Here is a 26,235-nt window from a genome sequence, read left to right as displayed (position 1 = left end):
TCTGCACGGTGAAGCAATGCAAGGAGGCGCACACGTCGCTCATAGCGGCGTGTGCGCGGAAGCGCAGACCCACTCAGCGCTTCGCGTTTTCGTCCAGCGTCGGGTAATCGGTGTAGCCTTCCGCGCCGCCGCCATACATCGTGCTCTGATCCGGCTCGTTCAGCGCTGCGCCAATCCGCAGCCGCTCGACCAGATCCGGATTCGAAATAAAAGGCCGGCCGAACGCGATCAGATCCGCCCGTTTTGCCTTGAGCGTCTTCTGCGCGAGTTCCCGGTCATAGCCATTGTTCGCCATGAACAAGCCATCGAATGCCTGGCGCAGCACCTGCAGATCGAAGCCGCCCTCGACGTCACGCGTGCCGCCCGTGTCGCCTTCGATGACATGCAGGTAGACGAGCTTACGGGCATTGAGTTGCTTCACCACATAGGTGAAAAGCGGTTCGGGATCGCTGTCGGCGATATCGCCGAAGCTGCTGAGCGGAGAAATGCGCACGCCGACGTGATCACCACCCCAGACGTCCGTCACTGCATCGGCGACTTCCAGTAACAGGCGCGCGCGATTTTCAATCGAGCCGCCATATTGATCGGTTCGTTGATTGGTCCTGTCGCGCAGAAACTGATCGAGCAGATAGCCGTTTGCCGCGTGGATTTCCACGCCATCGAAACCGGCGGCCTTCGCGTTTTGCGCGGCCAGCCGATATTGCTCGACGATGCCCGGCATTTCCGAGGTTTCAAGTGCGCGCGGCGTGACGAGCGGCACGAAGCCCTCGTCGGTATAGGCCTGACCTTCGGGCTTGATCGCCGAAGGCGCTACAGGCAACGCATTACCCGGCTGCAACGACGGATGAGAAATACGGCCAACGTGCCACAACTGCAGGTACATATGGCCGCCCTTCGCATGCACGGCATCGGTAATATGTTTCCACGCCTGCACCTGGGCGTCGTCATAAATACCAGGCGTGAACACATAGCCCTTGCCCTGCTGCGAAATCTGCGTCGCCTCGGCGATGATGAGACCGGCTGTTGCACGTTGCGCGTAATACTCGATGGCCAGTTCGCTCGGCACATCGGCCTCCTTCGCGCGACTGCGCGTCAGCGGCGCCATCACGATGCGATTGGGCAACTGCAACGGCCCGAGCGCGACCGGTTCGAACAGGTAGCTATCGACGTGCGCGGATTCGGTAGACATGGCTGCTCCTTGAAAAAGATTCAATCGAGTTTCACCGGCCTCTCAGGCCACGCCGAGTTTCGCGAGTAACGCTTTGGCCGCGGCTTCGGACGACGCCGGGTTCTGCCCGGTAATCAGATTGCCCGCGACCACGACATGCGACTGCCAATCCGGCCCCTTCGAATACCGGCCGCCGCTCTTCTTCAACATGTCTTCGACGAGGAAAGGCACGACGTCGGTGAGACCCACGGCCGCTTCTTCGGAATTGGTAAAGCCAGTGACCGGCTTGTCGCGCACGAGTGGTGTCTCGTCCGGCCCCTTTGCATGGCGTAGCACTCCGGGCGCATGGCATACCGCGGCGACGGGCTTTCCGGCGGCATAGAGCGCTTCGATCAGGGCAATGGAATGCGTGTCTTCGGCGAGATCCCATAGTGGACCGTGACCGCCCGGATAGAACACCGCGTCATAGTCCGCGGCCGACACGGTTGAAAGCTTCACGGTACTCGCCAGCGCGGCTTGCGCGTCCGGATCCTTTTTGAATCGCCGGTCGCGTCGGTCTGCGCATCGGGGTCGTCGCTCTTCGGGTCGAGCGGCGGCTGGCCGCCTTTGGGCGAAGCGAGCGTCATCTCGACGCCCGCATCCTTGAACACGTAATACGGCGCGGCAAACTCTTCGAGCCAGAAGCCGGTTTTCCGGCCCGTATTGCCGAGCTGGTCATGTGAAGTCAGTACCACCAGAATCTTCATGGCAACCTCGCGAGCGGATTCGATTCGCGTTGCACCAGGCCGTGGAGCGGCGTCATCGGCGCGTGTTGCAACACACGCTGGAGCGATGCCGCCGGCTCCAGGCGCTCTGGCAGTATAGGCGGCTATCCGGAACGCCGAAGAGGTTTTGCGGTTTTACCGCGCCCACTTTTTGCGGGGCAGCCGTGCGCGGCTACACAGCATAAATTTCACGGTTGTCTTCCAACGGCAAAAACTCTCCTGTGCGCCCATCGAGTGCGAGCATCGCGCCGCTTTCGATATTGAAGATCCAGCCGTGCAGTCGCAACGATTTGTTCGTAAGGCCCACAGCCACTGACGGATGCGTGCGAATGTTCGCGAGTTGCGCCATCACGTTATCTTTGACGAGAGCATCGAGCCGCTCGGCGTCTGACGCATAAGTTCGCGATGCGTTGATCGCTTTCGCCGCATCGGCGTGGCGCAGCCAACCCGCCACGGCCGGCAGATGGTCGAGGTTCGTGCACGTGCAGATCGCCGTCATCGCCCCGCAATTGGAGTGCCCGCAAATCACGATATCCCGCACGCCGAGTACCGCCACCGCATATTCGACGGTGGCCGATACGCCGCCCGGCTCCGGGCCATAAGACGGCACGATGTTGCCCGCGTTGCGGATCACGAACAGCGCACCGGGCTCCACCTGAGTCAATAACTCGGGAACGACACGGCTGTCCGAGCAGGTCACGAACAGCGTGCGCGGATTTTGCGCAATCGATAAACGTTTGAACAATGCGCTTTGCTGCGGGAAGACCTCGCGTTGAAAGCGGATGAACCCTTCTATGATTTCCTGCACGACATTCTCCGGATAGTCAAAGCCTCAGCCTGCCCAGTCTGCGGCAAAGATCCAAGGCGTGTCTGCGATCGGTAGGCGCGACTATACCGCAGCACGTAAAAAAGCCGTAGCTCCCGTTCACGTACTTGACGGCGTTGCAATTGATTGTGTAGTACCCGATGGCGTTGCTCATGCGCACCGGGTCACTCAGATTATCGCCGTGATTACAGGCGAGGCGCGCTATTTGATTCGTTGCCACACCACTTTCGACGATCCATAGCCGAAGGCGCCAGGCGTGATGTATGTCAGCCGGTCACCGTCGAGCGTAAATGGGCGACGCTGAACATCCGCGTCCCAGTTTGGAAACGTGCTCTTCTGGATGTGAAAAACGATAATCCGCGCCGCCGGGTCCACGCTATACGTGCCGAAATGCGCGACGTTGCCGCGAGCGATCTTCGCGTTCTCTTCCGTCGTGCTTTGCTGCCTGTCACCAGAAGCGAACTTCGGCAGGTCGGAACTCAGCACAAGCAGCACGTAGCGGCCGTCATTGCCGAAGATGAGTTGCCCTTGCGGATGCGGACCGAGTAATTCCACTTCGCTGCCGCTCTTGGCCACCGTCAGCGAAACGAGCGACCACGACCCCACCAGACTGTCCGCTGTCTGGGCAAACGCACTTCGCACCGGCGCGCACCATACTGCGAGCGCGATCACGATGGCGGCGAAGATCTTGTGCATTGGTTTCATGACGCTCTCCACGCGCGCGAGGACGAGAGACGTGAGGTCAGACGAATCCATCGCGCTTCGCTAGTGCGGATTGGGCTCGAGGGCTCGAGTGCTTTGAAGCGTAGGTGGTTTGCGAGTGAAAAGCTATCGGAGCAGGCCCGGCGCACAGATGCCGGACCGCTCTCCCAGGTCAGGACCTGGGACGTTCAGGCCTCAGTTGAAATCCCCGGTTTCGAGCTCCACGGATCGTCCCCCGTTTTTCTCGAGGACTCGCCGCGTAGCATTTTCAATCCGCGCGCGATTGGCCTCGAAGGTACCGACCAGATTGTGGGCCGACGGACCCTCGTTGCCGAAATGGTCGTTCAGCGCATCCAGCGACACGCTGCACCAGACGTCAGCCCCATCGACATTAGCTTCGAAGGCTACGCGCGCCGCTGCCACCACTTCACGGCGTCCGGTGAATTCGATCCTCATAATGACCCTCCATTTGGCGAAAGTAGCGATGAGCGCGCAAAGGCTGTGCCAGGCTGACGCTTTGAAGCCGAATCAAAGCCGCTTGAGCCTGGCCATCGCTGAGCGTGTTCAGCGCACATTCTCCACAAGGTGCATACTCGACATCGGCCGCCTTCGCGCGGCCGCGCTTTTGCGTCGCGGCATGCGTGCCACCTGTCACGCCGTCAGACGCTTCCAACATCCTAATACTACCCGCCCCATGTCCCGCAGCCCGCAATCGTCGCGTCCTTTAGTCATTGCCGCAGTCATGGCATCAATGGCGATGGTCGCCATCGAAGCCACCATCGTTTCCACCGCCATGCCGCAGATCGTCGCCCAACTCGGCGATCTGCATCTGTATAGCTGGGTCTTTTCGTCGTTCCTGCTGACGCAAACCGCAATGACCGTGGTGTTCGGCAAGCTCGCCGATCTGTATGGGCGTAAGCCGGTCATACTCGCCGGCATCGCCATCTTTCTGCTTGGCTCGGTGCTGGCAGGCTTCGCCTGGTCTATGCCCGCCATGATCGTGTTCCGCCTGATTCAGGGTGTCGGTGCGGGCGCGATCCAGCCGGTCACGCTGACCGTCGTCGCCGACCTCTATCCGGCGCGCGAGCGCGGCAAGGTGCAAGGCTATCTCGCCAGCGTGTGGGCCATTTCAGCGGTGGTCGGGCCGATGGTGGGCGGCTTCATCATTCATAACCTGTCGTGGGCGTGGATCTTCTGGATGAACGTGCCGATCGGACTTGCCTCCGCAGCCGGCTTCATCGCGTTCCTGCGCGAATCGGAACGGCATGCGCGTCCGTCGATCGACTTCGCGGGCGCGGCGCTGTTCATGGCGGCGATCGCGGCGCTGATGATGGCGCTGACTTACGCAGGCGACGACGACATCGGCAAGGCATCGCTCGCGGGTGTGGCGTTCATGCTGTGCCTGATGTTCTTCGTGTTCCAGGAACGCCGCGCAACCGAGCCGATGATCTCATTTGCGCTCTGGAGCCGCCGGCCGATTGCCGCGTGCAATGCAGCAACCGTGCTGTCCGGCATGATTCTGATGGGGTCCACCACCTTCCTGCCGATGTATGTTCAGGGCGTGCTGCACCGCTCGCCGGTGGTCGCCGGTCTTGCACTCACGATGATGATGGTCGGCTGGCCCGCGGGCGCGACGCTCGCGGCGAAATCATTTCACCGCATCGGCTTGCGGCGCATTCTGATCGGCGGCAGCGCGTTCATCCCGATTGGCGCGGTGCTGCTACTGTTCCTGCAGCCTGGCGGCTCGCCGCTCATCGCGGCGTTCGGTTCGCTCATCATGGGCTTCGGCATGGGCACGTCGAGCGTCAGTTCGCTGGTGCTGATTCAGGAGATCGTCAAGATGGACGAGCGCGGCAGCGCCACCGCATCGAATCTGTTTTCGCGCAATCTCGGCAGTACGCTCGGCGCGACACTGTTCGGCGCGGTGCTCAACTTCGGCCTCAGTCACTCGAAGGACGTCGCCGTGGTCACATCGGATCAGTTGAAGGCGCTGTTGCAGAATCAGGTGGCGAGTCTTGCCGATAGCGACATGATCCGTATGGTGTTGCACCAATCGCTGCACCTGACCTTTATCTCGATCTTCGCGATTGCGATTTTTGTGGTCGTGCTGCTGGGCTTCGTGCCAGCAATAAACATCGGGCCGGCGAAGCAGGTGCCGCTTGAAGCGTTATCGCCACTCGAGGACTGAGCTTCGCTACTCGCCGCCCGCAGGCAAGGTGGCGGCGAAAAAATCGATCGCCCGTTGCGCCGTCTGCGCATGGATCGCATCGCGATCGACGCCCGGATTGTCCTTGCACATGGTCGCAAGGTGTTCGACGCCTGCCGGCAAGCAGGTATCGAGAAAGGTATAGTGCGACGCGCCCGGCACCATCGTGATGGTTGCCTTCGGCATGAAGCCCGCGATGCGGTGAATGTTGGTGTCCACCGGCGCGGTTACGTCGGCCTCGCCCGCGAGTAGAGACACAGGAACGCTGACGTCCGCGAACGAGGTGCTGTCGAACGCCTCGCCCAGTGCCGGCGCGATTGCAAAGACCGCCTTGATGCGCGGGTCGCGATACGAGTCGCCGGCGCGCGCCCGTGACGCCTTCGTCTCAGGTGAAAGCGTGGCGAGCGTCAAGGCAGGCGCGGCCGGGTCCTCATGGATTCGGGCGGCTTCAGGCGGATGACAGATCGCATCGGCCTGCGGTGACGAACAGAAATGCTCGAACGCCGCCAAATCGGTGCGCGCGCCCGCCAGTTCAAGAACCGTATACCCACCAAGTGAGAAACCCACCGCGCCGATCCGGTCCCGGTCAACATGCGAACCCAGCATCGGGTCGGCAAGCACGCCGTCGAGCACCTCGCTTGCGTCCGTGGCGCGTTCCCACCAGAGCATGAAGCCGTCGCGGGTCATCGGCTCGACTGCGTTGTTACCCGGATGGTTGGTACCGGCGACGATATAACCTGCGGCGGCCAGCGCCGATGCCAGCCAGTCGAGACTGTCCGCGGTGCCGCCGGTGCCGTGTGAGAGCACGAGCAGCGGATATTTTGCACGTGCGCTGGACACAGGCGCATCCACGACAGCAGCATGCCCGTGGAAAAACGGACGACCGTGCGCGCCAATGTCATGCGCAGCTTCCGGGCGTGTCAGATCGGCCGGATACCAGATGGTCGTCACCAGCGCCTGCGTTTGCGCCCCACGCCAATGACGAGCCGCAGCGGGATGAAAGACACGCGTCGCCTCGCCCACATGCCAAGCCACCTGATCTGTCGGCGCGGCCACCGCCGCCGACCACAACGCCGCCGCGCATGCGAAGGCGGCACAGTAACGACGAAACATGTTCAGTCCTTGCGAATGGGGATCATCAGGTCCGTGACGCAGGCGTGCTGCAAACCGGCAACCATCAGGTTCCGGTACACCTCGAGCCCTGGACGGTCGTCGTGCGCATAGCCGCTTTGCGGCAGCCAGCCGCCGTAGAGCGCCCGGAAGGTCGGTGCGATCAACGCATACGGACCGATCAGCCGATGGACTGCATACAAGCCGCCCTCCACGCGCAGCGCCTCGATTGCCTCGCCCTCCCTCTCCGCCGCTCGCGGCACGCGAGGAGGCGTGGCGACGATGCCGGCGTAATACTGGAAGCCACCGCTCAGCGCAGGATCGTGCAAACAGATGCCGACGCGTTGGCCCTTTGTCGAGTTCCCTTCGCAGCGCAGCATGTCCATCAGCGAGCGGTAGGTCTGCCCGATTGTCGCGATAGGTCCATCGTGCCGAAGGCACATGAGATCGATCGGCGCGATCTCGGCGAGTTCGACCGACGGCAAAACCGACATCCGGCTTTCAGTCACTGCGGCCCCGCATGGTTCACTTGTGCGGCGCGCCTTGGACGGCGCAGCGAGGCGCTTTTGCCGTGCCTTGAATTCGCTCGGCGTGACGCCGGTGAAGCCACGAAACGCTCGCGCAAAGGCCTGCGGACTGTTGTAGCCGGCGTCGTGCGCGACCGTGGTGACCAAAGCGGCAGCATCGGTCAGCCTTTGCGCGGCCTGAGCGAGTCTCAGGCGTTGCACGGTCTCGACCACGCTCTCGCCGGTCAATGCACGATAGATGCGATGGAAGTGATATGGCGAGAGATGCGCCACCGCGGCAAGGCTCTCGAGCGTGTGCCGCGCGCCGGGCTCCACGAGGATCGCCTCGATGACGCGGGCAATCCGTCGACGGTAATCGCGTTCGGTGCTGGACTTCATCATGGCGCTAGGATAGCTGCCTCATTGCCGGAAGATGGTGCAGAGCTTGCGATATTTTCCGGGGCGCAGCGCGCATGGGCCGCGCCTCAACCACCGTCCCGGCAGAGCCTCACCATCCACGCATAAACCGCATCCACCGCAGCGGAACGCGCCGGTTGCGCGGAGCGCATCAGCCAGAGCGGTGCGAGTGGGAAGCCCGGCACCTGCGGCAAGACCTCGACGCGCCCGCTCGTCAACGCGTCGCCGGCGGTGAGTCGCGACACCATCGCGATGCCCGCTTCCTGTTCGGCGGCCGCTACCAGGGTTCGGGGATCGTCGACCGTCATCGCGCGCCGCGTGCGCAAACCGCCGCGCCTTAACTCAGGCAACCACGGGGCCCACTCCGGACGCTGCTCGAGCACCAGCAACGGCGCCTGCGTCAGCACCTCGGGAAAAGGCATTGAACGCAGACGGCGCGCCGTCACAGGCCCGCAGACAGCGACCGCCTCCTCGTCGAGCAAAGGCTCGCAGAGCACTTCGGCCGTGCGGATCTCTTTCGCGGAAACAACAAGATCGACATCGATACGATCGATCTCGTTCACCTCTTCACCAGTAACGAGCCAGATCTCGATGTTCGGCATAGCCTCCGAAAACGCCGGCATGCGCGGCATGATCCAACCGGTCGCGAACTGCGGCGCGCAATAGATGATCACTGAATCGGGATTGCCATAGGGCTCGATGCGATCGCGCCCATCCGCGAGGGTCGTCATCGCCGACGTCACGGTCTGCGCAAACAGCGCACCGGCGGCCGTCAGCGCGACGCCGCGCCCGATCCGCCGGAACAGCGGCACCCCGGCCCACTCCTCGAGTTGCTGGATCTGATGGCTGATTGCCGACTGGGTCAGCGCGAGTTCCTGCGCCGCGCGCGTGAAGCTGCCGAGGCGCGCGGCGGCGTCGAAAGCGAGCAAGGCCTGCAGAGGGGGAAGTCTACGCATCGGGTCGCCACGGTCAGGGAAGCTATTAAAAATATCGATACTTCCAGCAAGATTCTTCGCTTTTCGCCGGAATATTGCCTCGCAATCATAGCGCCAGTTGCCCTTCACATGCCGCGTGCCGTTTCTACAGACATGAGAAATATTTGTGTGACGGCGCTCATTGAAACTGACCGGATCGACGTGTATGACCCTGAACCTGAACGCTTTGCACCCCGCCTCGACCGCCCCTGCCGCAGGCGCTGACGCGGCCGGCCAACCTCATCCGCCCACCTACGCAGGCGTGCTGTCCTTCATGCGCCGGCCGTACACGCGCGATCTCACCGGCGTCGACGTCGCCGTATCGGGGATTCCGCTCGACCTCGCGACCACCTTCCGCCCCGGCACGCGCTTCGGCCCGGCGGGCATGCGTGCCGCCTCCGTGCAACTGGCCGAACTGGGCGCGTTTCCGTGGGGCATCGACCCGTTCGATCATCTGAACGTGGTCGACTATGGCGACTGCTGGTTCGACGCCCACAACCCGCTCGGCATTCGCGACGGGATCATCGCCCACGCCCGCGAGATTCTCGCCACGGGCACCCGCATGCTGACGCTCGGCGGCGACCACTACATCACCTACCCGCTGCTGATCGCTCACGCTGAAAAGTACGGCAAGCCCTTGAGCCTGATCCACTTCGACGCGCATTGCGATACATGGCCGGACGACAACCCCGATTCGCTCAATCACGGCACGATGTTCTACAAGGCGATCCGTGAAGGGCTGATCGATCCCGCGCGCTCGGTGCAGATCGGCATTCGCACCTGGAACGAGGACTTCATGGGCGTGCGCATTCTCGACGCGCCGTGGGTCCATCGCAATGGCACGCAGGCAACCATCGACGAAGTGCTGTCGATCGTCGGCGATGCGCCAACCTACCTCACCTTCGACATCGACTGCCTCGATCCAGCCTTCGCGCCCGGCACGGGCACGCCGGTGGCGGGCGGCCTGAGCTCGGCACAGGCGCTGGAAATCGTTCGCGCGCTGGGCGCCGTGAATCTGGTCGGCGCGGACGTGGTGGAGGTGTCGCCGCCCTACGACCACAGCGACGTCACCGCGCTCGCCGCAGCCCACCTTGCCGCCGACATGCTGTGCCTGATGCGCAATCAGAAGCTGCAACGCCATCAGCGTATGTAAGGCCGCGACCGCTCTGTTGAACCCTCTCTGGACGACCATCATGCCCCACACCTTCATGAAGCCGAGGCCGGCCGCACCGTTGCTTGCAGCGCTGTTGTTCTGCGCATTCGGCACCGCCTCGCACGCCGACGAAAAACAGCTCAATCTGTACAACTGGGCCGACTACATCGCGAAAGACACCGTACCGAACTTCGAGAAAGAGTCCGGCATTCACGTGCAATACGATGTCTACGACGGCGACGAGACCTTGCAGGCGAAACTGCTGACGGGTTCTACGGGCTACGACGTCGTGGTGCCGACCTCGAACTTTCTCGCCAAGCAGATCGAAGCCGGCATCTACCAGAAACTCGACAAATCGAAACTGCCGAACCTTGTGAATCTCGACCGCGGTCTGCTCAAACTGGTCGCGGACGCGGACCCCGGCAACCAGTACGCGGTGCCGTGGGCGTGGGGCACCACGGGCCTCGGCTACAACGTCACGCGGGTCAAGAAGATTCTCGGCAACGATGCGCCGCTCGATAGCTGGGACATCCTCTTCAAGCCTGAGTATCTGAGCAAGCTCAAGAGTTGCGGCGTGTCCATACTCGATGCGCCGACCGATGTATTTGCGGTCACGCTCCACTATCTCGGCCGCGATCCGAACAGCGTGAATCCGGCCGACTACCAGGCCGCGTACGACGCACTGAAGAAAATCCGTCCGTACATCACGCAATTCAACGCGACGAGTTATATCAACGATCTCGCGGGCGATGACATCTGTTTCGCGCTGAGCTGGTCGGGTGATGTGTCGATGGCGAGCCATCGCGCGCGGGAAGCCAACAAGAGTTATGAGGTCAAATACTTCATTCCTCAAGGCGGTGCGCCGGTCTGGTTCGACATGATGGCGATCCCGAAAGATGCGCCGCATCCGGAGGCGGCGCTCAACTGGATCAACTACATCGAGCGCCCCGAGGTTCACGCCGGGATCACCAATGCGGTGTTCTATCCGAATGCGGATGCCGCCGCGCGCAAATTCGTGCGGCCGGAAATTCTCAACGATCCGACCGTGTACCCGCCTGACTCCGTACTGAAAACGCTATTTCTGCTCAAGCCCTTGCCCGCCCCGATCAAACGCCTGGAAGGCAGGCTGTGGGCGCAGTTGAAGACAGGGGGATAACGAATCGGTGGTGTGCGGGTCAGTCGCCTTTCGCGTACAACGTCGACTCCGCGAATCCTTCGGCCGCCAGCACCTGTCCCACCAGGATCAGCGCAGTCCGCTCTATGTTGGTGGACTGCACTTTGCCGACGATATCGTCGAGCGTGCCGGTGATCTTTTCTTCATCCGGCCAGCTGGCGCGATAGATCACTGCGATCGGGCACGCGCCGCCGTAATGCGGCCGTAATTCATCGACGATGCGTGCGAGATGGCGCACGCCGAGGTGGATCGCCATCGTCGCGCGATGTCTCGCGAGGTCGGCGAGTTGTTCGCCTTCCGGCATCGTCGTTTTGCTTGCGAAGCGCGTGAGGATCAGCGTCTGCGAAATATTGGGCAAGGTGAGTTCGCAGCCAAGCGTCGCCGCGCATGCCGCGGTTGCCGTCACACCGGGCACGATTTCATAGGGAATGTCGAGTTCGCGAAGTCTGCGAATCTGCTCGCCGATTGCACCGTACAAGGACGGGTCGCCGGAATGCACGCGCGCCACGTCCTGGCCTTTGTCGTGTGCGGCCTTGAGTAAGGCGACGATCTGATCGAGGTCGAGCTCGGCGGTGTTCACGACCTGCTCCGCGCTATGCCCCTCGAGCACAGCGGCCGGCACCAGCGAGCCGGCGTACAGGATCACGGGGCAGCCGCGCACAAGGCGTTGCCCTTTCACCGTGATCAGTTCCGGATCGCCGGGACCCGCGCCGATAAAAAACACCGTCATTCACTACTCCATGATTCGTTTGGCCGGCATGACATGCATGCGCCACTTAACCTGAGACTTGCAATGCTTCCAGCAAGTCGGCCACGTTTGCAAACTCGCGATCGACCGCGGGCAATGATGGACGCCGCAGCATGACGACCGGCAGGCTACGTTCGCGCGCGACTTCGAGTTTCGCTTCAGTGGCGCTGCCGCCGCTGTTTTTGCTGACGATGACATCGAATGCTTCCGCGCTAAACAGCGTTCGCTCGCCTTCGAGCGTGAATGGGCCGCGTGTCGCCAGAATCCGTGCACGTGGATTGGCTTCGTGTGCGTCGAGGCAACGTACCGTCCAGAATTGCTGCGACGGGATTTCGTCGAGATGCGCGAGCGGTTCGCGGCCGAGTGTGAACAGTGGTCGCTTGAATGAAGCGAGCGCTGCCGTGAGTTCAGCCCAATCGTCGACCATGCGCCAGTCGTCGCCGGCTTGCGGCTGCCATCCCGCGCGACGCAGCGCCCAGCACGGTACGCGCGCCGCGCTGCTCGCTTTCGCGGCATTTGCGCTGATCTGCGCGGCGTATGGATGCGTCGCGTCGATCACGAGGCTGATGCGTTGGTCCTCGATATAACGCGCCATGCCTTCGCTGCCGCCGAAGCCGCCCACGCGCACCTCGCACAACAGATCGTCCGGCACCTTGCCGAGGCCGGCGAGACTGTACACGTGCTCAGGGCCGAGCTGTCTGGCAATCCGCAAAGCGTCGCCTGTGCCGCCGAGCAGCAGGACCCGCATCATTGCGCGGCTCCGATCAGATTGCCCTGGCGGTCGATCGCGAACATTTCGACCGCGACCTGCGACGGCACGATATCGCGCGCGACAGCAAGCGCGTGACGGCAGACGATATCGCCGAGCGGCACGTTTTGCGCGTGCGCCAATGCGACCGCCTGCTGACTCGTATTTGCGGCGAGGATGGCCGCCTGTAACGCATCGTCCGCGCCATACTCGGCGGCCCATGTTGCAAGCCGCTCCAGATCGATGCTCGAATTCCGGCTATGCAGATCGAGGTGTCCGGCTGCCAGTTTGCTGAGTTTGCCGAAGCCGCCGCACACGCTCAGGCGCTCGACCGGCGCGCGCTTCATATGCTTGAACACCGCGCCGACGAAGTCACCCATTTCGATCAGCGCGATGTCCGGCAGGCCGTAATGCGCGCGCATGGCGTCTTCGCTGGCGTTGCCGGTGCAGGCCGCGAGATGCAGATAGCCGTTCGCACGCGCGACGTCGATGCCCTGATGAATCGATGCGATATAGGCCGAGCACGAGAACGGCCGCACGATGCCGGTGGTGCCGAGAATCGACAGGCCGCCAAGAATGCCGAGGCGTGGGTTCATCGTTTTCAGTGCGAGTGCTTCGCCGCCTTCGACGCCGATCGTCACTTCGAAACCGCCGGTATATCCATGTTCCGCCGCGAGTTCGGTCAGATGTTCAGTCATCATCTTGCGCGGGACGGGATTGATCGCCGGTTCGCCGACGGGCAGCGTGAGGCCGGCGCGCGTGATGGTGCCAACGCCTGGCCCTGCGCGGAATATCACACCCGGTTCGGCAAGCAAGCGCACGCGGGCGAATACGATCGCGCCGTGTGTCACGTCGGGGTCGTCGCCTGCGTCTTTTACTGTGCCGGCTTCCGCGCCCTCGGCGCTCAGGCGGCAGAACACCAGCGGCATCGGCACATGCTGCCCCTTCGGCAACACGATCTCCGCGACCTCGCTGACTATACCCGCGAGCAACAGACGCGCGGCCGCGAGCGACGTCGCGGTGGCGCAACTGCCGGTCGTGTAGCCGCTACGCAGCGGCGCGGGTTGTTCGGGCGTTTCTTCGCGCATTACGGGTGAGGTGGTGAGTCGGCGGAGGCGGTCGAGGTGTCATTGGCGGTATTGACGCCACTAGTGCTGTTCGTGCTGTTCGTGCTGTTCGTGCTGTTCGTGCTGTTCGTGCTGTTTGTGCTGTTCGTGCTGTTTGTGCTGTTTGTGCTGTTCGTGCTGTTTGTGCTGTTCGTGCTGTTCGCACGGAACGTGCCGTCGGCGCCGTCGGCCAGCTTCGTGACTTCCAGCAGCGTAATCGGCAACGCCTGGCGCCACGTATCGAAGCCGCCGAGGGGCTGTGCATCGGCCAGCGCGATGCGGGTCAACGTGCCGCCGTGTTGCTCACGCCACGCCGCCAGCGCTGCCTCGCCTTGCAAGGTCACCGCATTGGCAACCAGACGTCCGCCGTCACGCAAGCGCGCCCAGCAGGCGTCGAGCACACCTGGCACCGTCACGCCACCGCCGATGAACACGGCATCCGGCACAGCCAATCCTTCCAGCGCATCAGGCGCCCGGCCGGCCACCAGTTGCAAACCCGGCACGCCCAACGCGTCGCGATTGTGCTCGATGAACCGCTGCCGCTCCGCGTGCCCTTCGATCGCGATCGCGCGGCAGGTCGGGTGCGCGCGCATCCATTCGATGCCGATCGAGCCGCTGCCCGCGCCCACATCCCATAGCAATTCGCCTGGAGTCGGCGCGAGGCGCGCCAGTGTGATTGCGCGGACGTCGCGTTTGGTCAACTGACCGTCGTGGCGAAAGGCGTCGTCAGGCAAGCCGACGGTCAGCGGCAAACGCGGAGCGCCCTCCGTTGCACGGCATTCAAGCGCGATCAGGTTCAGCGCCGCCACTTCCCCTGCGGGCCACTGGTCCGCGCGGCCATCGATACACCGCTCCAGATCGCCGCCCAAATGTTCCAGCACAGTCATCCGGGTCGCGCCGAAACCGCGCGCATTCAGCAGTTCGGCCAGTGCAGCGGGCGTGCGCCCGTCGGCACTCAGCACGAAGACGCGCGCGCCGTCGTGCAGATGAGCATTCAGCGTCGGCAACGGCCGTCCCACCAGCGAAACCGTGGCGACATCCTGCAACGGCCAGCCAAGCCGCGCGGCCGCCAGCGACAACGACGAGGGCGCGGGCAGCACCCGCAACTCACCTGCCGGCAACTGCCGCGCGAGCGTCGCGCCGACGCCGAACAGCATCGGGTCGCCACTCGCCAGCACACACACGGGCCCTGTACGCTCCGCCAGCAAAGGCGCGAGATCGAACGGCTTCGGCCATGCCGCGCGGCGCGCAGCGAGGCGCGCGGGCAGCATCGCCAGATGACGTTCACCGCCATAAACCACCGACGCTTCCAGCAAAGCACGCCGCGCGGGCTTCCCCAAGCCGGCGAAGCCGTCATCGCCTATGCCCACCACGGTCAGCCACGCCGGCATGCATCCATCCTCTTTCTGTATCTTCAAATATTGCGCTGTGCCACGCCGATCAGAGCGTCCAGCCTCGTTGTGCTGTTCGAAAAAAGGCATAATACAGCCGCCGGTGCCCTTCGGGGCCGAAGAGGGAACACAGTGTCGCTGTGGCTGCCCCCGCAACTGTATGCAGCGAGTCCGCCTGCGCTCCGCGCCACTGGTTCGACCGGGAAGGCCGCGGCGGACCATGACCTGCCAGCCAGGAGACCTGCCGGCCAGACTGTTCGTGCCAGCCTACATCGGGCGGGGTGTACCGATGCCGTAGCAATGGCCGCTTTGCGGCTTGCTCGGGCCGTCGCGCGACGCTCAACCCGGTGTCCGTCTTGAATCAAGCTTCGCCCTCCACTGCTTTGCCCGACGCGGCTCTCGTGCTGCGGTCTTCGGCGTGTCCGGGGCTGCTGCGCATCGTTGCCGCGCGCGATGGGGGGATTTGCCGGATCAAATTGCCCGGTGGCGAGTTGAGCGCGTTGCAGGCTGCGGTGATTGCCGAGGTCAGTGAACTGCATGCGGCTGGTGTGGTCGAGCTGACCAATCGCGCGAATCTGCAGGTGCGTGGCGTGCGAAGCGGGCATGAAACGGCGTTGATCGCGATGCTGGTCGATGCGGGGCTTGGGCCGATTCCAGAGGCTGGCGCGGTGGATGCTTCCGGCGTGCTGCTCGCGACCTCCGCGGATATTTCTGACACATCTCGGTTCGACGCAGCGGATGCTTCAAATACGCGATCGACGACCGCACAACAAGCGCCTGGCTCAATTTCGGCATCCGCTGCGGATGATGTGCGCAATGTGATGGTGAGCCCGACTGCCGGGCGCGATCCATTTGCGCTGTTCGATACGAGGCTGCTTTGCGTCGAACTGCTCGCCTTGCTGCAATCCGAGGCGCGGTTCGCGGCGCTGTCGCCGAAATTCGCGCTTCTGCTCGATGGTGGTGAGCGTCTTGCCAGGCTGGATCATCCGCACGACGTATGGCTGGCGGCGACGCAGGCGGAAGACGGTGTGCGATTTGTGTTTGGGTTGGCGGGTTGTCCGCCGGCTAAGGCGAACGCGAATGCCGATGCCGATGCCGATGCCGGCGCTCTCGCCGCAGTGCTGCCTTCGCAAGTCATAGACCTCGTCCGCGCGCTGCTGCACACGTTCCTCGATCTGGCCGCCCCAGATGCCACGCGCATGCGCCACCTGCTCGCCACGCATCCCCTCGACGCGCTATTGCAGCACGCTCAAACGTACGTCGATTTCCCGCTGTCACGCGACACATCGCTTGCAAACTGGCAACGCCCCACGCCTGCCGATGCCGCGCTCCGACTCGGCGCGCACGCACAGCGAGTCGTCGGAACGCTGCACGTAGGCGGCCAACCGCCGCTCGGACGCCTCGACGCCGCGACCTTGCGCAGCCTCGCCACGCTCGCGCAACAGCACGGCAACGGCACACTGCGCATGACGCCCTGGCAAAGCGTATTGCTGCCCGATATCGCTGCCGATGCCGCGCCCGCCGTGCTCGCTGAAATGAACGCGTTGGGACTCGCCTGCGATCCCGCACAACCCATTACGCACTTAATCGCCTGCGCCGGTTCCACAGGCTGCGCAAAAAGCCTCGCTGACACCAAAGCCGACGCGCTGCTTCTAGCGGATCGCCTGCCCGACGGCGTCGACGTCCATCTGAGCGGCTGTCCGCGCTCATGCGCCGCCGCACATTGCGCGCCGTACACACTGCTGGCCGCGGCACCCGGCATCTACGACCTTTATCGCCGCGACAGCCAGCCGGGTTTCGGCTCGTGCGTCGCGCACCAACTCACGATCGAACAGGCCGCCGACATGCTCGACCCATTGGCACACCCGGCCCGGAGCCCCTCAGATGCTTGATTACATTCGCGACGGTCAGGAGATCTATCGCCAATCCTTCGCGACGATACGTGCGGAGGCCGACTTATCGCGTATCCCTGCCGACCTCGAGAAACTCGCGGTGCGCGTGATCCACGCCTGCGGCATGGTCGACGTCGTTGAAGATCTTCAGTTTTCCGAAGGCGCAGGCACGGCGGGCCGTACGGCACTGGCACAAGGCGCGCCGATTCTGTGCGACGCCGGCATGGTGGCGCAAGGCATCACGCGCGCACGACTGCCTGCCAACAACGAGGTGATCTGCACGCTGACGCATCAGGACGTGCCTGCGCTTGCGCGCGAACTCGGTAATACGCGCTCGGCGGCCGCGCTCGAATTGTGGCGGCCGCAGTTGGCAGGAAGCGTCGTCGTGATCGGCAATGCGCCGACCGCCCTCTTTCATCTGCTCGACATGCTCGATGCCGGCGCACCGAAGCCCGCGCTGATCCTCGGCTTTCCGGTTGGTTTTGTCGGCGCGGCCGAATCGAAAGCGATGCTTGCCGAAGACAGTCGCGGCGTGCCCTTCGTCGTGGTTCATGGACGACGCGGCGGCAGCGCGATGGCCGCCGCTGCCGTGAACGCACTGGCGACGGAGGTCGAGTAAATGACCGTGCAAGGACGTTTATTCGGACTGGGCGTCGGCCCCGGCGACCCGGAACTCATCACGCTGAAAGCGCTGCGTTTGCTGAAAGCGGCACCCGTGGTCGCGTATTTCGTCGCGAAGGGTAAAAAAGGCAACGCCTTCAGCATCATCGAGGCGCATCTGCATGACGCTCAACAACATCTGCCGCTCGTTTATCCCGTCACGACCGAAGCGCTCGAACCGCCGCTTTCGTATGAGGCGATCATCGCCGATTTCTACGACACCGCTGCGGAGATCGTCGCCGGCCATCTCGACGCGGGCCGCGACGTCGCGGTGATTTGCGAAGGCGATCCGTTCTTCTACGGCTCGTATATGTATTTGCACGACCGCCTCGCGGCGCGTTTTGAAGCCGAAGTCGTGCCCGGTGTGTGCTCGATGCTCGGCGGCGCAGCGGTACTCGGCTCGCCGCTGGTGTATCGCAATCAGAGTCTGTCGGTGCTCTCCGGTGTGTTGCCCGAAGACGAATTGCGCCGGCGTCTCGCCGATGCGGACGCTGCGGTCATCATGAAACTCGGCCGCAACTTCGATAAGGTGCGGCGTGTGCTTGGTGAACTCGGGCTCGCGCATCGTGCGCTTTACGTGGAACGCGCGACGATGGGCAATCAGCGCATCGTGCCGCTCGACGAGGTCGACCCGATGGCCTCGCCGTATTTTTCGCTGCTCGTGGTGCCGGGGGAAAAATGGCAAGGTTGACGCCCCCCGTGATCGTGATTCTCGGTGCGGGCGCGTTGGAGACCGCACGGCGTATCCAGATGCTGTATGCAGGCTGCCAGGTTCATGCCTTGCAGGGGCGAGTCGAAGCTGACGTCTCGTACACGGAACTCCGCGCGCATCTGTGTGATCTGTATGCGCGCGGCACGCCGATCATCGCATTGTGCGCTGCCGGGATCGTGATTCGTTGCGTCGCGCCATTGTTGTCGAACAAGGGTGTCGAGCCGCCGGTGCTGGCCATTGCAGAAGACGGCAGCGCGGTCGTGCCCTTGCTCGGCGGCCTTGCAGGCGTCAACGTAATGGCTCGCGAGATTGCGGCTGCGTTGAACGTGTCGCCAGCGATTACGACGAGTGGCGAATTGCGCTTCGGCACGTGTGTGCTCAATCCGCCTGAGGGATATGCGCTGGCCGATATAGCGCAAGGTAAGCGTTTCGTATCCGATCTGCTGGCGGGTGAAAGCACGCGCATCGAGGGTGAAGCGCCGTGGCTCGATGACGCGCAATTGCCTCGCTCGGAATCGGCACGTCTCGCGATTCGCGTGACGCCGCGCGCGTGGGATGGGCGAGATGATGAGTTGGTGATTCATCCGCGGAGCGTGGTGGCGGCGGTGACCGTGCCGAGCGCGGATACGAATACGGGTGCGAGCGCGGATGCGGGCACTAGCGCGCAGCCCGCTGTGAACGTGAGCGTCGGTGCAAATGCCAGTCCAGATGCGCTGACGGCTTCCGGCGCGCGAATCGCCGCGCTTGTACATGAGGCATTGGACGCGCACGGTCTTGCACCGCTCTCGCTCGCGACATTGCTGGCTCCTGCCGAACAGATGGCGAACCCGGCGCTCGCCGATGCCGCGGCGAGCCTGAACGTGCCGCTGCGTTTTGCCCACACACGCCCAGAGGACGGCGAGCCGCCGAGCAATTTGCTGCATGCCGCGCTACGCGTCCCTTATCAAACCTTGCATGACGACGCAGACGCAGGGGTTGCGCTCGCACTAGCCGCGTTAGCAATCGACCCGGACACGATTGGCCATGCACGCGGCCGCTTGACCGTGATCGGCCTCGGCCCCGGCAGCGCGGACCTGATGGTGCCCGCCGCTCGAACAGCACTGAACGAAGCCACCGATATTCTCGGCTACGAAACCTACGTGAAAATGGCCGGCCCCTTGCGTACCGACCAACGCGTGCACGGCACGGACAATCGCGAAGAGATGCAGCGGGCGCGCCATGCGTTCGAACTCGCGAGCACTGGGCGATCAGTGGTAATGGTGTCGTCGGGCGACCCCGGCGTGTTTGCGATGGCGGCCGCGGTGCTTGAGGCGCTGGAAGAAGGCGCTTCGACGAACGCTGACTGGCGCGCGGTCCAACTTGCCATCGTGCCGGGGGTGTCCGCGGCCATGGCAACTGCGGCGCAAGCGGGAGCGCCGTTGGGCCATGACTTCTGCATGCTGTCGCTATCCGACAATCTGAAACCGTGGAGCATCATCGAAAAGCGCCTTCGGCATGCGGCAGAAGCGGATCTGGTGATGGCGTTCTACAACCCGATCTCTCGCGCACGGCCGTGGCAGTTGGATAAAGCGCTGGACATCGTCCGTGAATATCGCGCTGCCGCGACGAAAGTCGTGCTTGGTCGCGATATCGGCAGGCCGGGCAGCACACTGCGGACAATCACGCTCGGTGAACTGCGTTCTTCCGATGTGGACATGCGCACGATGGTGATCGTGGGGTCGTCGACGACGCGCGCGTTTGCTAACGGCGTCGATGGCGGTGAATGGGTTTACACGCCGCGGTGGTATGAGTGAACACAGGGGTCACTTTCGCCCCATCCCTCTCACCACCGCCTCCATTTGCACCCCATCCGCCCGCGCGAGGTCCTCAAGAATCGTAAAGTGATTGCACCCGGCGAGCGGCACGAACTCCACCTGCTCACCCGCTTGCCGGCACGCCGCTACGTATTCCTCTGAATGCCGAACCAGTTCCGGTAACTCGGCTGTGCCGACGCTGACAGTCATCGGCACACCCTTACCAATGTGCCGCATCGGGCTATAAGCACCGATCTCCTCCTGCGTTAGCTGCAACTTCTCATTGAGCCATGACATCGCAATCGGCTCCAGATCCACCAATGCGCTGATCGGCATGGCATGCACGACAGACTCATGCGTGCGATAAAGCGCACTCAACTGCCCGCCCGCAGAATGCCCCGCAAGGCAAACGGGACCACGCGTGCCGAGCCCATCACGATCAGCCGCCAGCGCCGCCAGCAGCGCATCGACTTCGCCGACGATCTGCGTCATCGACGCCTCCGGCGCCAACGTGTACTCCGCGAGCACAACATTGAAGCCACGCCCAAGCGGCCCACTGGCGACGAACGCAAAATCCTCCTTGCTGCGTGCCTGCCAGTAGCCACCGTGTATGAACACGAAAATCGGCGCGTCAGGCCGCACGCACGGAAACCAGTCGAAACGTTGCCGTGGCCGCGGACCGTACGCCACATCACGCCTGCACGGCACAGCGGCATACAACGCCGCGCTGCGCGCCTGAAAGCCGAGCATGCGCTCAGCGACATCGGCCACCGCCGCCACGTTGTCGTAGGCTGCACGCAGCGCCGCGTGGTCCATGCCGCGATAGAGTTGAGTCATGACGTTCCCAAGCCATTCAATGAAACATTCAACGAAACCAAGGCGTCGCAAGACGCCCTATGCCGCCACCTTCAAATCCTCAATCGCCCGCTGTCTGACGCCCAGATCGTCCCACAGCTCCGGATGGCACGTGAACACCAGAATCTGATGCCGCGTAGCCGCATCGATCAACGCCCGCTTGATCGCATCGCGCCGCGTCGCATCGGTATGCACGGCTGCGTCGTCGAGCATTAGCAAGGTGGGTCGGCCCGACGCCTTCAACAGATCCGCATACGCCAGCCGCGTCAGAATGCCGAGTTGCTCCCGTGTCCCAAAGCTCAACGCATCGAGCGTATCCGCGCGGCCATAACGGTCCAGTGTCGCAGGACTCAGATCGTCACCGAGCGCAATTGTCGACTGCGGGAAAATCCGCTTCAGATAGTGCCCAAGCCGCTCGGTCAACGGCGCACGCAGTTGCGCCACCGCCGCGTCGCGTTCGTCGACAAGCACTTCGTCGAGCAAGCTCAAAGCGCTTGCTCGCAAGCTGAGTTCCTCTTTACGGCGCGTGGCCTGCTCGACTGAAGCGTTCACTGTCGCGAGACGCTCGCCGAGCCCGGACGCGCCAACCGTCTCGAGCTGACTGCGCAACTGCGCGATCCGCAGTTGCCGTTCGTGCTGCTCGTTGCGCGCAAGTTCCGCCGACGCCCGATAGCGCTTCGCCTCAGCCGCCGGATCGTCGAGACGCGCAGCTTCCAACTCACGCTCGCGACCTTCAAGCTGTTTCTTCAGCGCCTCGACCTGCACTCGCTGCTCGACGATTTTCGTCTGCCATTGTGCGCGGTTGCGGCAGAACGCTTCGTCGGCCAGTTGCGCTTCCTTGCGCTGGAGCTGCGCTGCGAGCGATTCCGTCGTGGCCGTAGCCGTCGATCGCTTTTCCGCCGCTTGCGCCAATACTTTTCTGGCGGCGTCCAGCGCATCACGCGCGATGTCGGCGTTGCGGCGAGCCTCGTCGAGCGGTGGCGCGGCGGAGACATCGGGCAAGGCCGCAAGCCGTCCGTTAGCTGATTGCAATCGCGCATCCGCCGAAGCCAGCGCAGCCCGCAGCGCGTCGATACCCTGCGGCGCATGCACCTCAAGAATCTTCGCCTGACTTTTCTGCTGCGCGACCAACGCCTTCCACTGCTCGTGCCTGCTCTCGGCCTCACCCAGCGACGCCACGCCCAGCGTCTGCAATAACTGGGCATGCTGGGCTTCGAGCGACGCCAACTCGGATAATCGCGCCGACAGATCGGAGACGCCCGGAATCACCCGCAACTCACCGAGCTCGCCAAGACCGATCAGTTTCTCCTCGTCGAGCCGCAACACGCCCTCGCCGCTTACCTTCGCATCGCCGACGGTGATCGCGCCACTCAACCGGTATTCGATCCGCGTCATCGCCGCTTCGGTCCGCGCACGCAGCACGGTTAAATCTGCATCGAGCGATTGGAGCCGCTTCAATTGCGCCCCGTCGATTTCGAGCGCGGCCGCTGCGCGCGTCGCCTCCAGCACGGCCTCGTTCGCCTTGCCGGCAGCCGCGATCGATGCTTCGAGCCGTTCGCTTTCTGTGCGGTGCAGAGCGATCTGACTGCGCAAATCGCCCGCGGTTACCGCGGCGTTCGCCAGTTCGTACGCGCGGTTGGCATCGGCAGAAGCCTGCTCAAATTTCGCGACGCTCGCCTGAGCCTGCGCATGTTCGTTCTGAACCGTCGAGACATTGGCTCTTGCGGCGTCGAGTTGCTGCCGCTCGCGTGCAACGGCGGCTTCGAGTTCAGTGGCCGCCTGTTCCTGTTGCAACGAAAGCGCTAACTCCGCGTCCTTCAATTGCAGCGATTGCGCCAAGCCCTGAAGACTCCGTTCGAGTTCGGCCGCGGCATCGGCGCGCTGTTGCGCCTGCACCGCCTTCTGCTCATGAAGCTCCCAGGGGCGTTTGCGTTGCGCGTCGTCGAAGGCTTCCTGCTGCGTGGCAAGCCGCGCGATGTTCTCGTCGAACTGCTGGCGCTGCTGCTCCAGCTCATCGCGCTCTTCGATTAACGCCGTCAACGCCTGTTCGGCCTCGGCCAATGGGCCGGTGGATTTCTGCGTACGCGCCGTGAGCAGTTGCCGGAGCTCGCGCTGCACCGCCGCGATCAGCGCATCCTCGCCCGCCGATTCATGGCCGCCCGACAATTGCGACAACGCATCGCGCAGATACTGCGCAGCATGTCCCGTGGAATCGCGAACCTCCTGCGTGCCGCCTTGTTGCACCCACAACAATCCGGGAACGCCGGCGTTCTCCGCCTTTAGCGGCCCACGCGCTGCACGCGAAAAACCGAGCAGCGCAGCGAGCTTGTCTTCCGCTTCGTCTTCGCCGAACACGGCCTGACCAATCTTCAATTCGCAGCGCTGCCGGGTGACGAACTGCTTCGACAACCTGCACGCTGTGCCGTCCATATCGAAAGTCACTTCGACCGACGGCTGCCCGCTCGCCTTGCCCCACGGCAGCAGGTCTTTCAGATGCGAAGCCTTGTAGCGTTCGAGAAACACCGCCCGCACGGCTTCGGCGATCGTGCTTTTGCCGGCCTCGTTCGGGCCGGTGAACAGATTGAGTCCGGGCTGCAGATCGTCGATGACGAGCCGTCCGGTGAACTGCTTGAATTCCTGAATCGCGATGCTTTCCAGCTTCATGCGGACCTCGCTTCGCGCGGCAGTTCACGTTGAAAACGCGCCAGAAGCAATAACGCCTCTGCCGCGCGCTTGACCTGTTGCGGGTCAGACTGCGGGTCCTCCTGCAAGCCTCGCAGACGCGCCACCACCTTTGCAAGGTAGCCGCTTTGCGCGCCGAGTTCGGCGAGGTCGTCGGCGGTGGGCAGCACCTGCAGGCTACTCAGATCGACGCGTAGTGCACGCACCCGAGCCCGGGTCTCTTCCACCGCGACGTGGATGGCTTCGGCCTCGGCCAGTGCGGTCGAACCGCTTACGGTGACCCGCAGCACGTCGTGACTACCTAACGCGCTGAGGCGCAGCTTGAGCGAATCGACGTCGGTCGGCACGGAGATCGTCTCTTCCCAACGATGCCATTGGTATTTACCGACCCGCACCGCTTCAACGGCCGGCACGGCCCCCGGCTCGGCCAGCGTGACGTCGAGCATGAAGCCCGGATCGTTGGCGCGGAAACGGTCCTGCTCGTGCGTGCCGGCATACCAGGTGCGTTCGTCGACGCGCAAATGACCGTGCCAGTCGCCGAGCGCGAGATAGTCCAAACGCGCACTCGCGGCACGCGTCGGCGCAATCGGGTTCGAAGAATCAATGCCCTCCTGCAGAATCCCGCTCACGCTGCCATGCGCGAGTCCGATGCGGTGATAACTGGGCGGCGTCTCCGTCGTGTCGAAGAAGCCCGTCGTGTCGTCGTAAGTGATGCGTTGCGTGAGCGGCGCGCAAAGCAACGCGCACTGGCAGGCGTCGAGCGTCACCACGCCGGGTTCGAGCACCAGCCGCACGTTCGGCGCGACGCAGTTCAGCCGCTGCGCACGGGTCCAGACGCTCTCGACCAGCGCGGCATCGTGATTGCCCGGCAGCATGATCCAGGGCCCGGAGAACGCCTGCAGCGCGCCGAACAAGCGGCGGATCACCGTGTCCGAGACGGTCTGCAGGTCGAATACGTCGCCGGCGACCAGCACGGCGTCGACCTTGCGCGCCGCCGCTTCTTCAGCGATCCGGCGCACGGTTTCGAAGCGCGCTTCCGCGAGGTGCGCGGCTTCGTCCGGCTCGAACTGGCCGAATTGCGTGCCTATCTGCCAGTCCGCGGTATGCAGAAACCTGATCACTGTGCCTCCATTCCGTTCATTTGCATCGTCGCTCAATGTTCATTCGGCGCTCATGTTACCGCGCCTGCGGGTCAAAGAATGTCCCAGGCCGGCGCCACATAGCCGGAACAGCGGCGCTACACTCGCGTTTCTGGACCAGCACGTCAATCGCACCGCACCATTCCAATCGAATAGAACCCCGCTGCCCTGCTGCCGATGAACAAAGAAACCGAACTGAAGAAGGCCAAGCGCACCCCGCTACTGTTGCTGGCGGCCGCCGCCTGCGTTTTCCTTGTGACCGCCTTCATGCCGCGCGGTCTCTGGGTGGACGGCATCAAAGCGATAGCCGAGGCCGCCATGGTCGGCGCACTCGCCGACTGGTTCGCCGTCGTCGCGCTGTTTCGCCGCGTGCCGATCCCGATCGTCTCCGCGCACACGGCGATCATTCCGAAGAACAAGCACAAGATCGCCGACAACCTAGCGGTGTTCGTACAGGACAAATTTCTGGACGTGCCGTCGCTGGTCGGGTTGATCCAGAAACACGACCCGGCGCAAAGCATCACCGGCTGGCTGACGAAACCGGCCAATACCGCGCGTCTGGGCGACTACGTGGTCAAACTGACGGGCGGTATTCTCGAACTGACCGACGATGTGCGCATCCAGGTCTTCATCAAGGACGCCTTGCGCGACGTATTGGCCAAAGTCGATCTGTCGCAATCCATGGGCTCGATTCTCGACACGCTCACCAAGGACGGCCGTCATCAGGAACTGCTCGACGCCGGCATCGAACAGGTCGTGGCGCTGTTGCGCGAACCGCAGGCGCGCGAGTTTATCGCGGAGCGCATCGTCGAATGGGTGAAGAGCGAATATCCGAAGATGGAGATGATCCTGCCCTCGGCGTGGCTCGGCGAGAAAGGCGCCGAAGCAATCGCCAATGCGGTGAACCGGATGCTCGAACAGATCAGCGAGAACCCGGCCCATCAGCTGCGCCAGAAATTCGATGACGCGGCGCAGAAGCTGATCGTCAAACTCAAGACCGATCCGGCATTCCTGCAGAAAGGCGAGGAGCTGAAGCGTTATCTGGTGGAGGGCGAAGCACTCAGCACGTATGTGAAGGACATGTGGGGCGAATTGCGCGCATGGCTCAAACGCGATCTGCAAAGCAGCGATTCGGCCCTGCACGCCCGGGTGATGGCGATGGGCCAGTGGGTAGGCCGCGAACTGGCGCATGATCCCGCCCTGCGTCAGTCGCTGAACGACCATCTGGAAGAAGCGGCGCGCGCCATGGCGCCGGATTTTGCCCAGTTCCTCACGCGCCACATCAGCGATACAGTGAAGAACTGGGACGCACGCGACATGTCACGGCAAATCGAGTTGAACATCGGTAAGGATTTGCAGTACATCCGCATCAACGGGACGATTGTGGGCGGCTTTATCGGCTTGCTGCTGTATGCAAGCTCACAACTGTTCGAGCTGTTGCGTTTGCACATGGGCTAGGGATACGGCCGCCGCACTACAAAGCGCCTACAATCCGGGCATATGAATTGC

At 63.3% G+C, this 26,235-nt stretch carries 22 protein-coding genes, 1 pseudogene and 1 riboswitch; of the genes and pseudogenes, 8 read left to right on the top strand and 15 right to left on the bottom strand.

The genetic code is table 11. From position 1 onward, the window contains the following. Positions 1 to 73 precede the first annotated feature (73 nt). The 5 genes and pseudogenes from KHO33_RS02390 to KHO33_RS02370 form a co-directional block, all read right to left on the bottom strand. Positions 74 to 1,189 carry an alkene reductase gene (locus KHO33_RS02390; RefSeq protein WP_200561745.1) on the bottom strand — a complete coding sequence of 372 codons (1,116 nt, stop codon included), beginning with the start codon at positions 1,187 to 1,189 and terminating at the stop codon, positions 74 to 76. A 42-nt stretch (positions 1,190 to 1,231) separates the two neighbouring features. Next, positions 1,232 to 1,914: pseudogene (locus KHO33_RS02385) on the bottom strand (type 1 glutamine amidotransferase domain-containing protein). A 190-nt stretch (positions 1,915 to 2,104) separates the two neighbouring features. After that, a complete protein-coding gene (locus KHO33_RS02380) occupies positions 2,105 to 2,740 on the bottom strand; it encodes a carbonic anhydrase (protein WP_200561747.1) in 636 nt (211 codons plus the stop codon). 219 nt (positions 2,741 to 2,959) lie between these two features. Next, positions 2,960 to 3,463: a lipocalin-like domain-containing protein gene (locus KHO33_RS02375; protein WP_234475365.1), complete on the bottom strand. Its 504-nt coding sequence runs from the start codon at positions 3,461 to 3,463 to the stop codon at positions 2,960 to 2,962. A 192-nt stretch (positions 3,464 to 3,655) separates the two neighbouring features. Beyond that, a complete protein-coding gene (locus KHO33_RS02370) occupies positions 3,656 to 3,916 on the bottom strand; it encodes a DUF1488 family protein (protein ID WP_054035399.1) in 261 nt (86 codons plus the stop codon). A gap of 238 nt (positions 3,917 to 4,154) precedes the next feature. Between KHO33_RS02370 and KHO33_RS02365 the strand changes: the two genes are divergently transcribed. Then, positions 4,155 to 5,648, top strand: coding sequence for an MDR family MFS transporter (locus KHO33_RS02365; protein ID WP_200561751.1), 1,494 nt, complete (start codon positions 4,155 to 4,157; stop codon positions 5,646 to 5,648). Between the two features lie 6 nt (positions 5,649 to 5,654). Here the strand turns inward: KHO33_RS02365 and KHO33_RS02360 are convergent, their stop codons facing one another. The 3 genes from KHO33_RS02360 to KHO33_RS02350 all read right to left on the bottom strand — a co-directional run bounded on the left by KHO33_RS02360 (position 5,655) and on the right by KHO33_RS02350 (position 8,655). After that, positions 5,655 to 6,779 carry an alpha/beta hydrolase family protein gene (locus KHO33_RS02360; RefSeq protein ID WP_200561753.1) on the bottom strand — a complete coding sequence of 375 codons (1,125 nt, stop codon included), beginning with the start codon at positions 6,777 to 6,779 and terminating at the stop codon, positions 5,655 to 5,657. A gap of 2 nt (positions 6,780 to 6,781) precedes the next feature. Next, the gene (locus KHO33_RS02355; protein WP_234480404.1) at positions 6,782 to 7,684 is read right to left on the bottom strand and encodes an AraC family transcriptional regulator; all 903 of its coding nucleotides are present in this window, start codon (positions 7,682 to 7,684) and stop codon (positions 6,782 to 6,784) included. Positions 7,685 to 7,767: 83 nt separating this feature from the next. Then, positions 7,768 to 8,655, bottom strand: a complete 888-nt coding sequence (locus tag KHO33_RS02350; protein ID WP_200561755.1) for a LysR substrate-binding domain-containing protein — start codon at positions 8,653 to 8,655, stop codon at positions 7,768 to 7,770. Between the two features lie 184 nt (positions 8,656 to 8,839). On the opposite strand from KHO33_RS02350, the gene speB reads away from it, so the two are divergent. Next, positions 8,840 to 9,826 carry an agmatinase gene (gene speB / locus KHO33_RS02345; RefSeq protein ID WP_234480405.1) on the top strand — a complete coding sequence of 329 codons (987 nt, stop codon included), beginning with the start codon at positions 8,840 to 8,842 and terminating at the stop codon, positions 9,824 to 9,826. Positions 9,827 to 9,866: 40 nt separating this feature from the next. Continuing rightward, positions 9,867 to 10,982, top strand: a complete 1,116-nt coding sequence (locus KHO33_RS02340) for a polyamine ABC transporter substrate-binding protein (protein WP_407946154.1) — start codon at positions 9,867 to 9,869, stop codon at positions 10,980 to 10,982. Between the two features lie 19 nt (positions 10,983 to 11,001). Here the strand turns inward: KHO33_RS02340 and cobM are convergent, their stop codons facing one another. From cobM to cbiE, 4 genes are read right to left on the bottom strand one after another with little or no spacing between them, the layout of a single operon-like run. Further along, positions 11,002 to 11,730 (bottom strand): precorrin-4 C(11)-methyltransferase, encoded by a 729-nt coding sequence (gene cobM / locus KHO33_RS02335; RefSeq protein WP_200561757.1) that lies wholly within the window; start codon positions 11,728 to 11,730, stop codon positions 11,002 to 11,004. Positions 11,731 to 11,776: 46 nt separating this feature from the next. Then, positions 11,777 to 12,499, bottom strand: coding sequence for a cobalt-precorrin-6A reductase (locus KHO33_RS02330; RefSeq protein ID WP_200561759.1), 723 nt, complete (start codon positions 12,497 to 12,499; stop codon positions 11,777 to 11,779). Beyond that, entirely contained in the window at positions 12,496 to 13,584 is a 1,089-nt protein-coding gene (locus tag KHO33_RS02325; protein WP_200561761.1) for a cobalt-precorrin-5B (C(1))-methyltransferase, read from the bottom strand. Before KHO33_RS02325 ends, KHO33_RS02330 begins: the two co-directional genes overlap by 4 nt. Next, complete coding sequence (gene cbiE / locus KHO33_RS02320; protein ID WP_200561763.1) at positions 13,584 to 14,993, bottom strand: precorrin-6y C5,15-methyltransferase (decarboxylating) subunit CbiE; 1,410 nt, start codon at positions 14,991 to 14,993, stop codon at positions 13,584 to 13,586. The genes KHO33_RS02325 and cbiE overlap by 1 nt, the downstream gene beginning before the upstream one ends. A gap of 84 nt (positions 14,994 to 15,077) precedes the next feature. Beyond that, positions 15,078 to 15,256: riboswitch (cobalamin riboswitch) on the top strand. Positions 15,257 to 15,340: 84 nt separating this feature from the next. Here cbiE and cobG point away from each other — a divergent pair. Genes cobG through cobJ form a run of 4 tightly spaced genes read left to right on the top strand, consistent with a single transcriptional unit; the run spans position 15,341 to position 20,050 of the window. Next, the gene (gene cobG, locus KHO33_RS02315) at positions 15,341 to 16,885 is read left to right on the top strand and encodes a precorrin-3B synthase (protein ID WP_200561765.1); all 1,545 of its coding nucleotides are present in this window, start codon (positions 15,341 to 15,343) and stop codon (positions 16,883 to 16,885) included. Then, positions 16,878 to 17,504: a precorrin-8X methylmutase gene (locus KHO33_RS02310; protein ID WP_200561767.1), complete on the top strand. Its 627-nt coding sequence runs from the start codon at positions 16,878 to 16,880 to the stop codon at positions 17,502 to 17,504. Before cobG ends, KHO33_RS02310 begins: the two co-directional genes overlap by 8 nt. Beyond that, the gene (locus KHO33_RS02305; protein ID WP_054035389.1) at positions 17,505 to 18,236 is read left to right on the top strand and encodes a precorrin-2 C(20)-methyltransferase; all 732 of its coding nucleotides are present in this window, start codon (positions 17,505 to 17,507) and stop codon (positions 18,234 to 18,236) included. It abuts the gene before it with no gap. Further along, positions 18,224 to 20,050 carry a precorrin-3B C(17)-methyltransferase gene (cobJ, locus tag KHO33_RS02300; RefSeq protein ID WP_200561769.1) on the top strand — a complete coding sequence of 609 codons (1,827 nt, stop codon included), beginning with the start codon at positions 18,224 to 18,226 and terminating at the stop codon, positions 20,048 to 20,050. The genes KHO33_RS02305 and cobJ overlap by 13 nt, the downstream gene beginning before the upstream one ends. 9 nt (positions 20,051 to 20,059) lie before the next feature. Here cobJ and KHO33_RS02295 read toward each other — a convergent pair whose 3' ends face one another. From KHO33_RS02295 to KHO33_RS02285, 3 genes are read right to left on the bottom strand one after another with little or no spacing between them, the layout of a single operon-like run. Beyond that, complete coding sequence (locus KHO33_RS02295) at positions 20,060 to 20,887, bottom strand: alpha/beta hydrolase (protein WP_200561771.1); 828 nt, start codon at positions 20,885 to 20,887, stop codon at positions 20,060 to 20,062. A gap of 57 nt (positions 20,888 to 20,944) precedes the next feature. After that, positions 20,945 to 23,569 (bottom strand): AAA family ATPase, encoded by a 2,625-nt coding sequence (locus KHO33_RS02290; protein ID WP_200561773.1) that lies wholly within the window; start codon positions 23,567 to 23,569, stop codon positions 20,945 to 20,947. Continuing rightward, positions 23,566 to 24,708: a metallophosphoesterase family protein gene (locus tag KHO33_RS02285; RefSeq protein ID WP_200561775.1), complete on the bottom strand. Its 1,143-nt coding sequence runs from the start codon at positions 24,706 to 24,708 to the stop codon at positions 23,566 to 23,568. The genes KHO33_RS02290 and KHO33_RS02285 overlap by 4 nt, the downstream gene beginning before the upstream one ends. A 195-nt stretch (positions 24,709 to 24,903) precedes the next feature. Here KHO33_RS02285 and KHO33_RS02280 point away from each other — a divergent pair, with 195 nt between their 5' ends. Beyond that, complete coding sequence (locus KHO33_RS02280; RefSeq protein WP_200561777.1) at positions 24,904 to 26,184, top strand: DUF445 domain-containing protein; 1,281 nt, start codon at positions 24,904 to 24,906, stop codon at positions 26,182 to 26,184. The last annotated feature ends 51 nt before the right edge of the window (positions 26,185 to 26,235 follow it).

The sequence above is a fragment of the Paraburkholderia nemoris genome (assembly GCF_905221015.1).
GTDB classification, from domain to species: Bacteria; Pseudomonadota; Gammaproteobacteria; order Burkholderiales; family Burkholderiaceae; genus Paraburkholderia; species Paraburkholderia nemoris.
The sequence above is the reverse complement of the archived record's forward strand: the minus strand, read 5'-3'. Positions and strand labels throughout refer to the sequence as shown.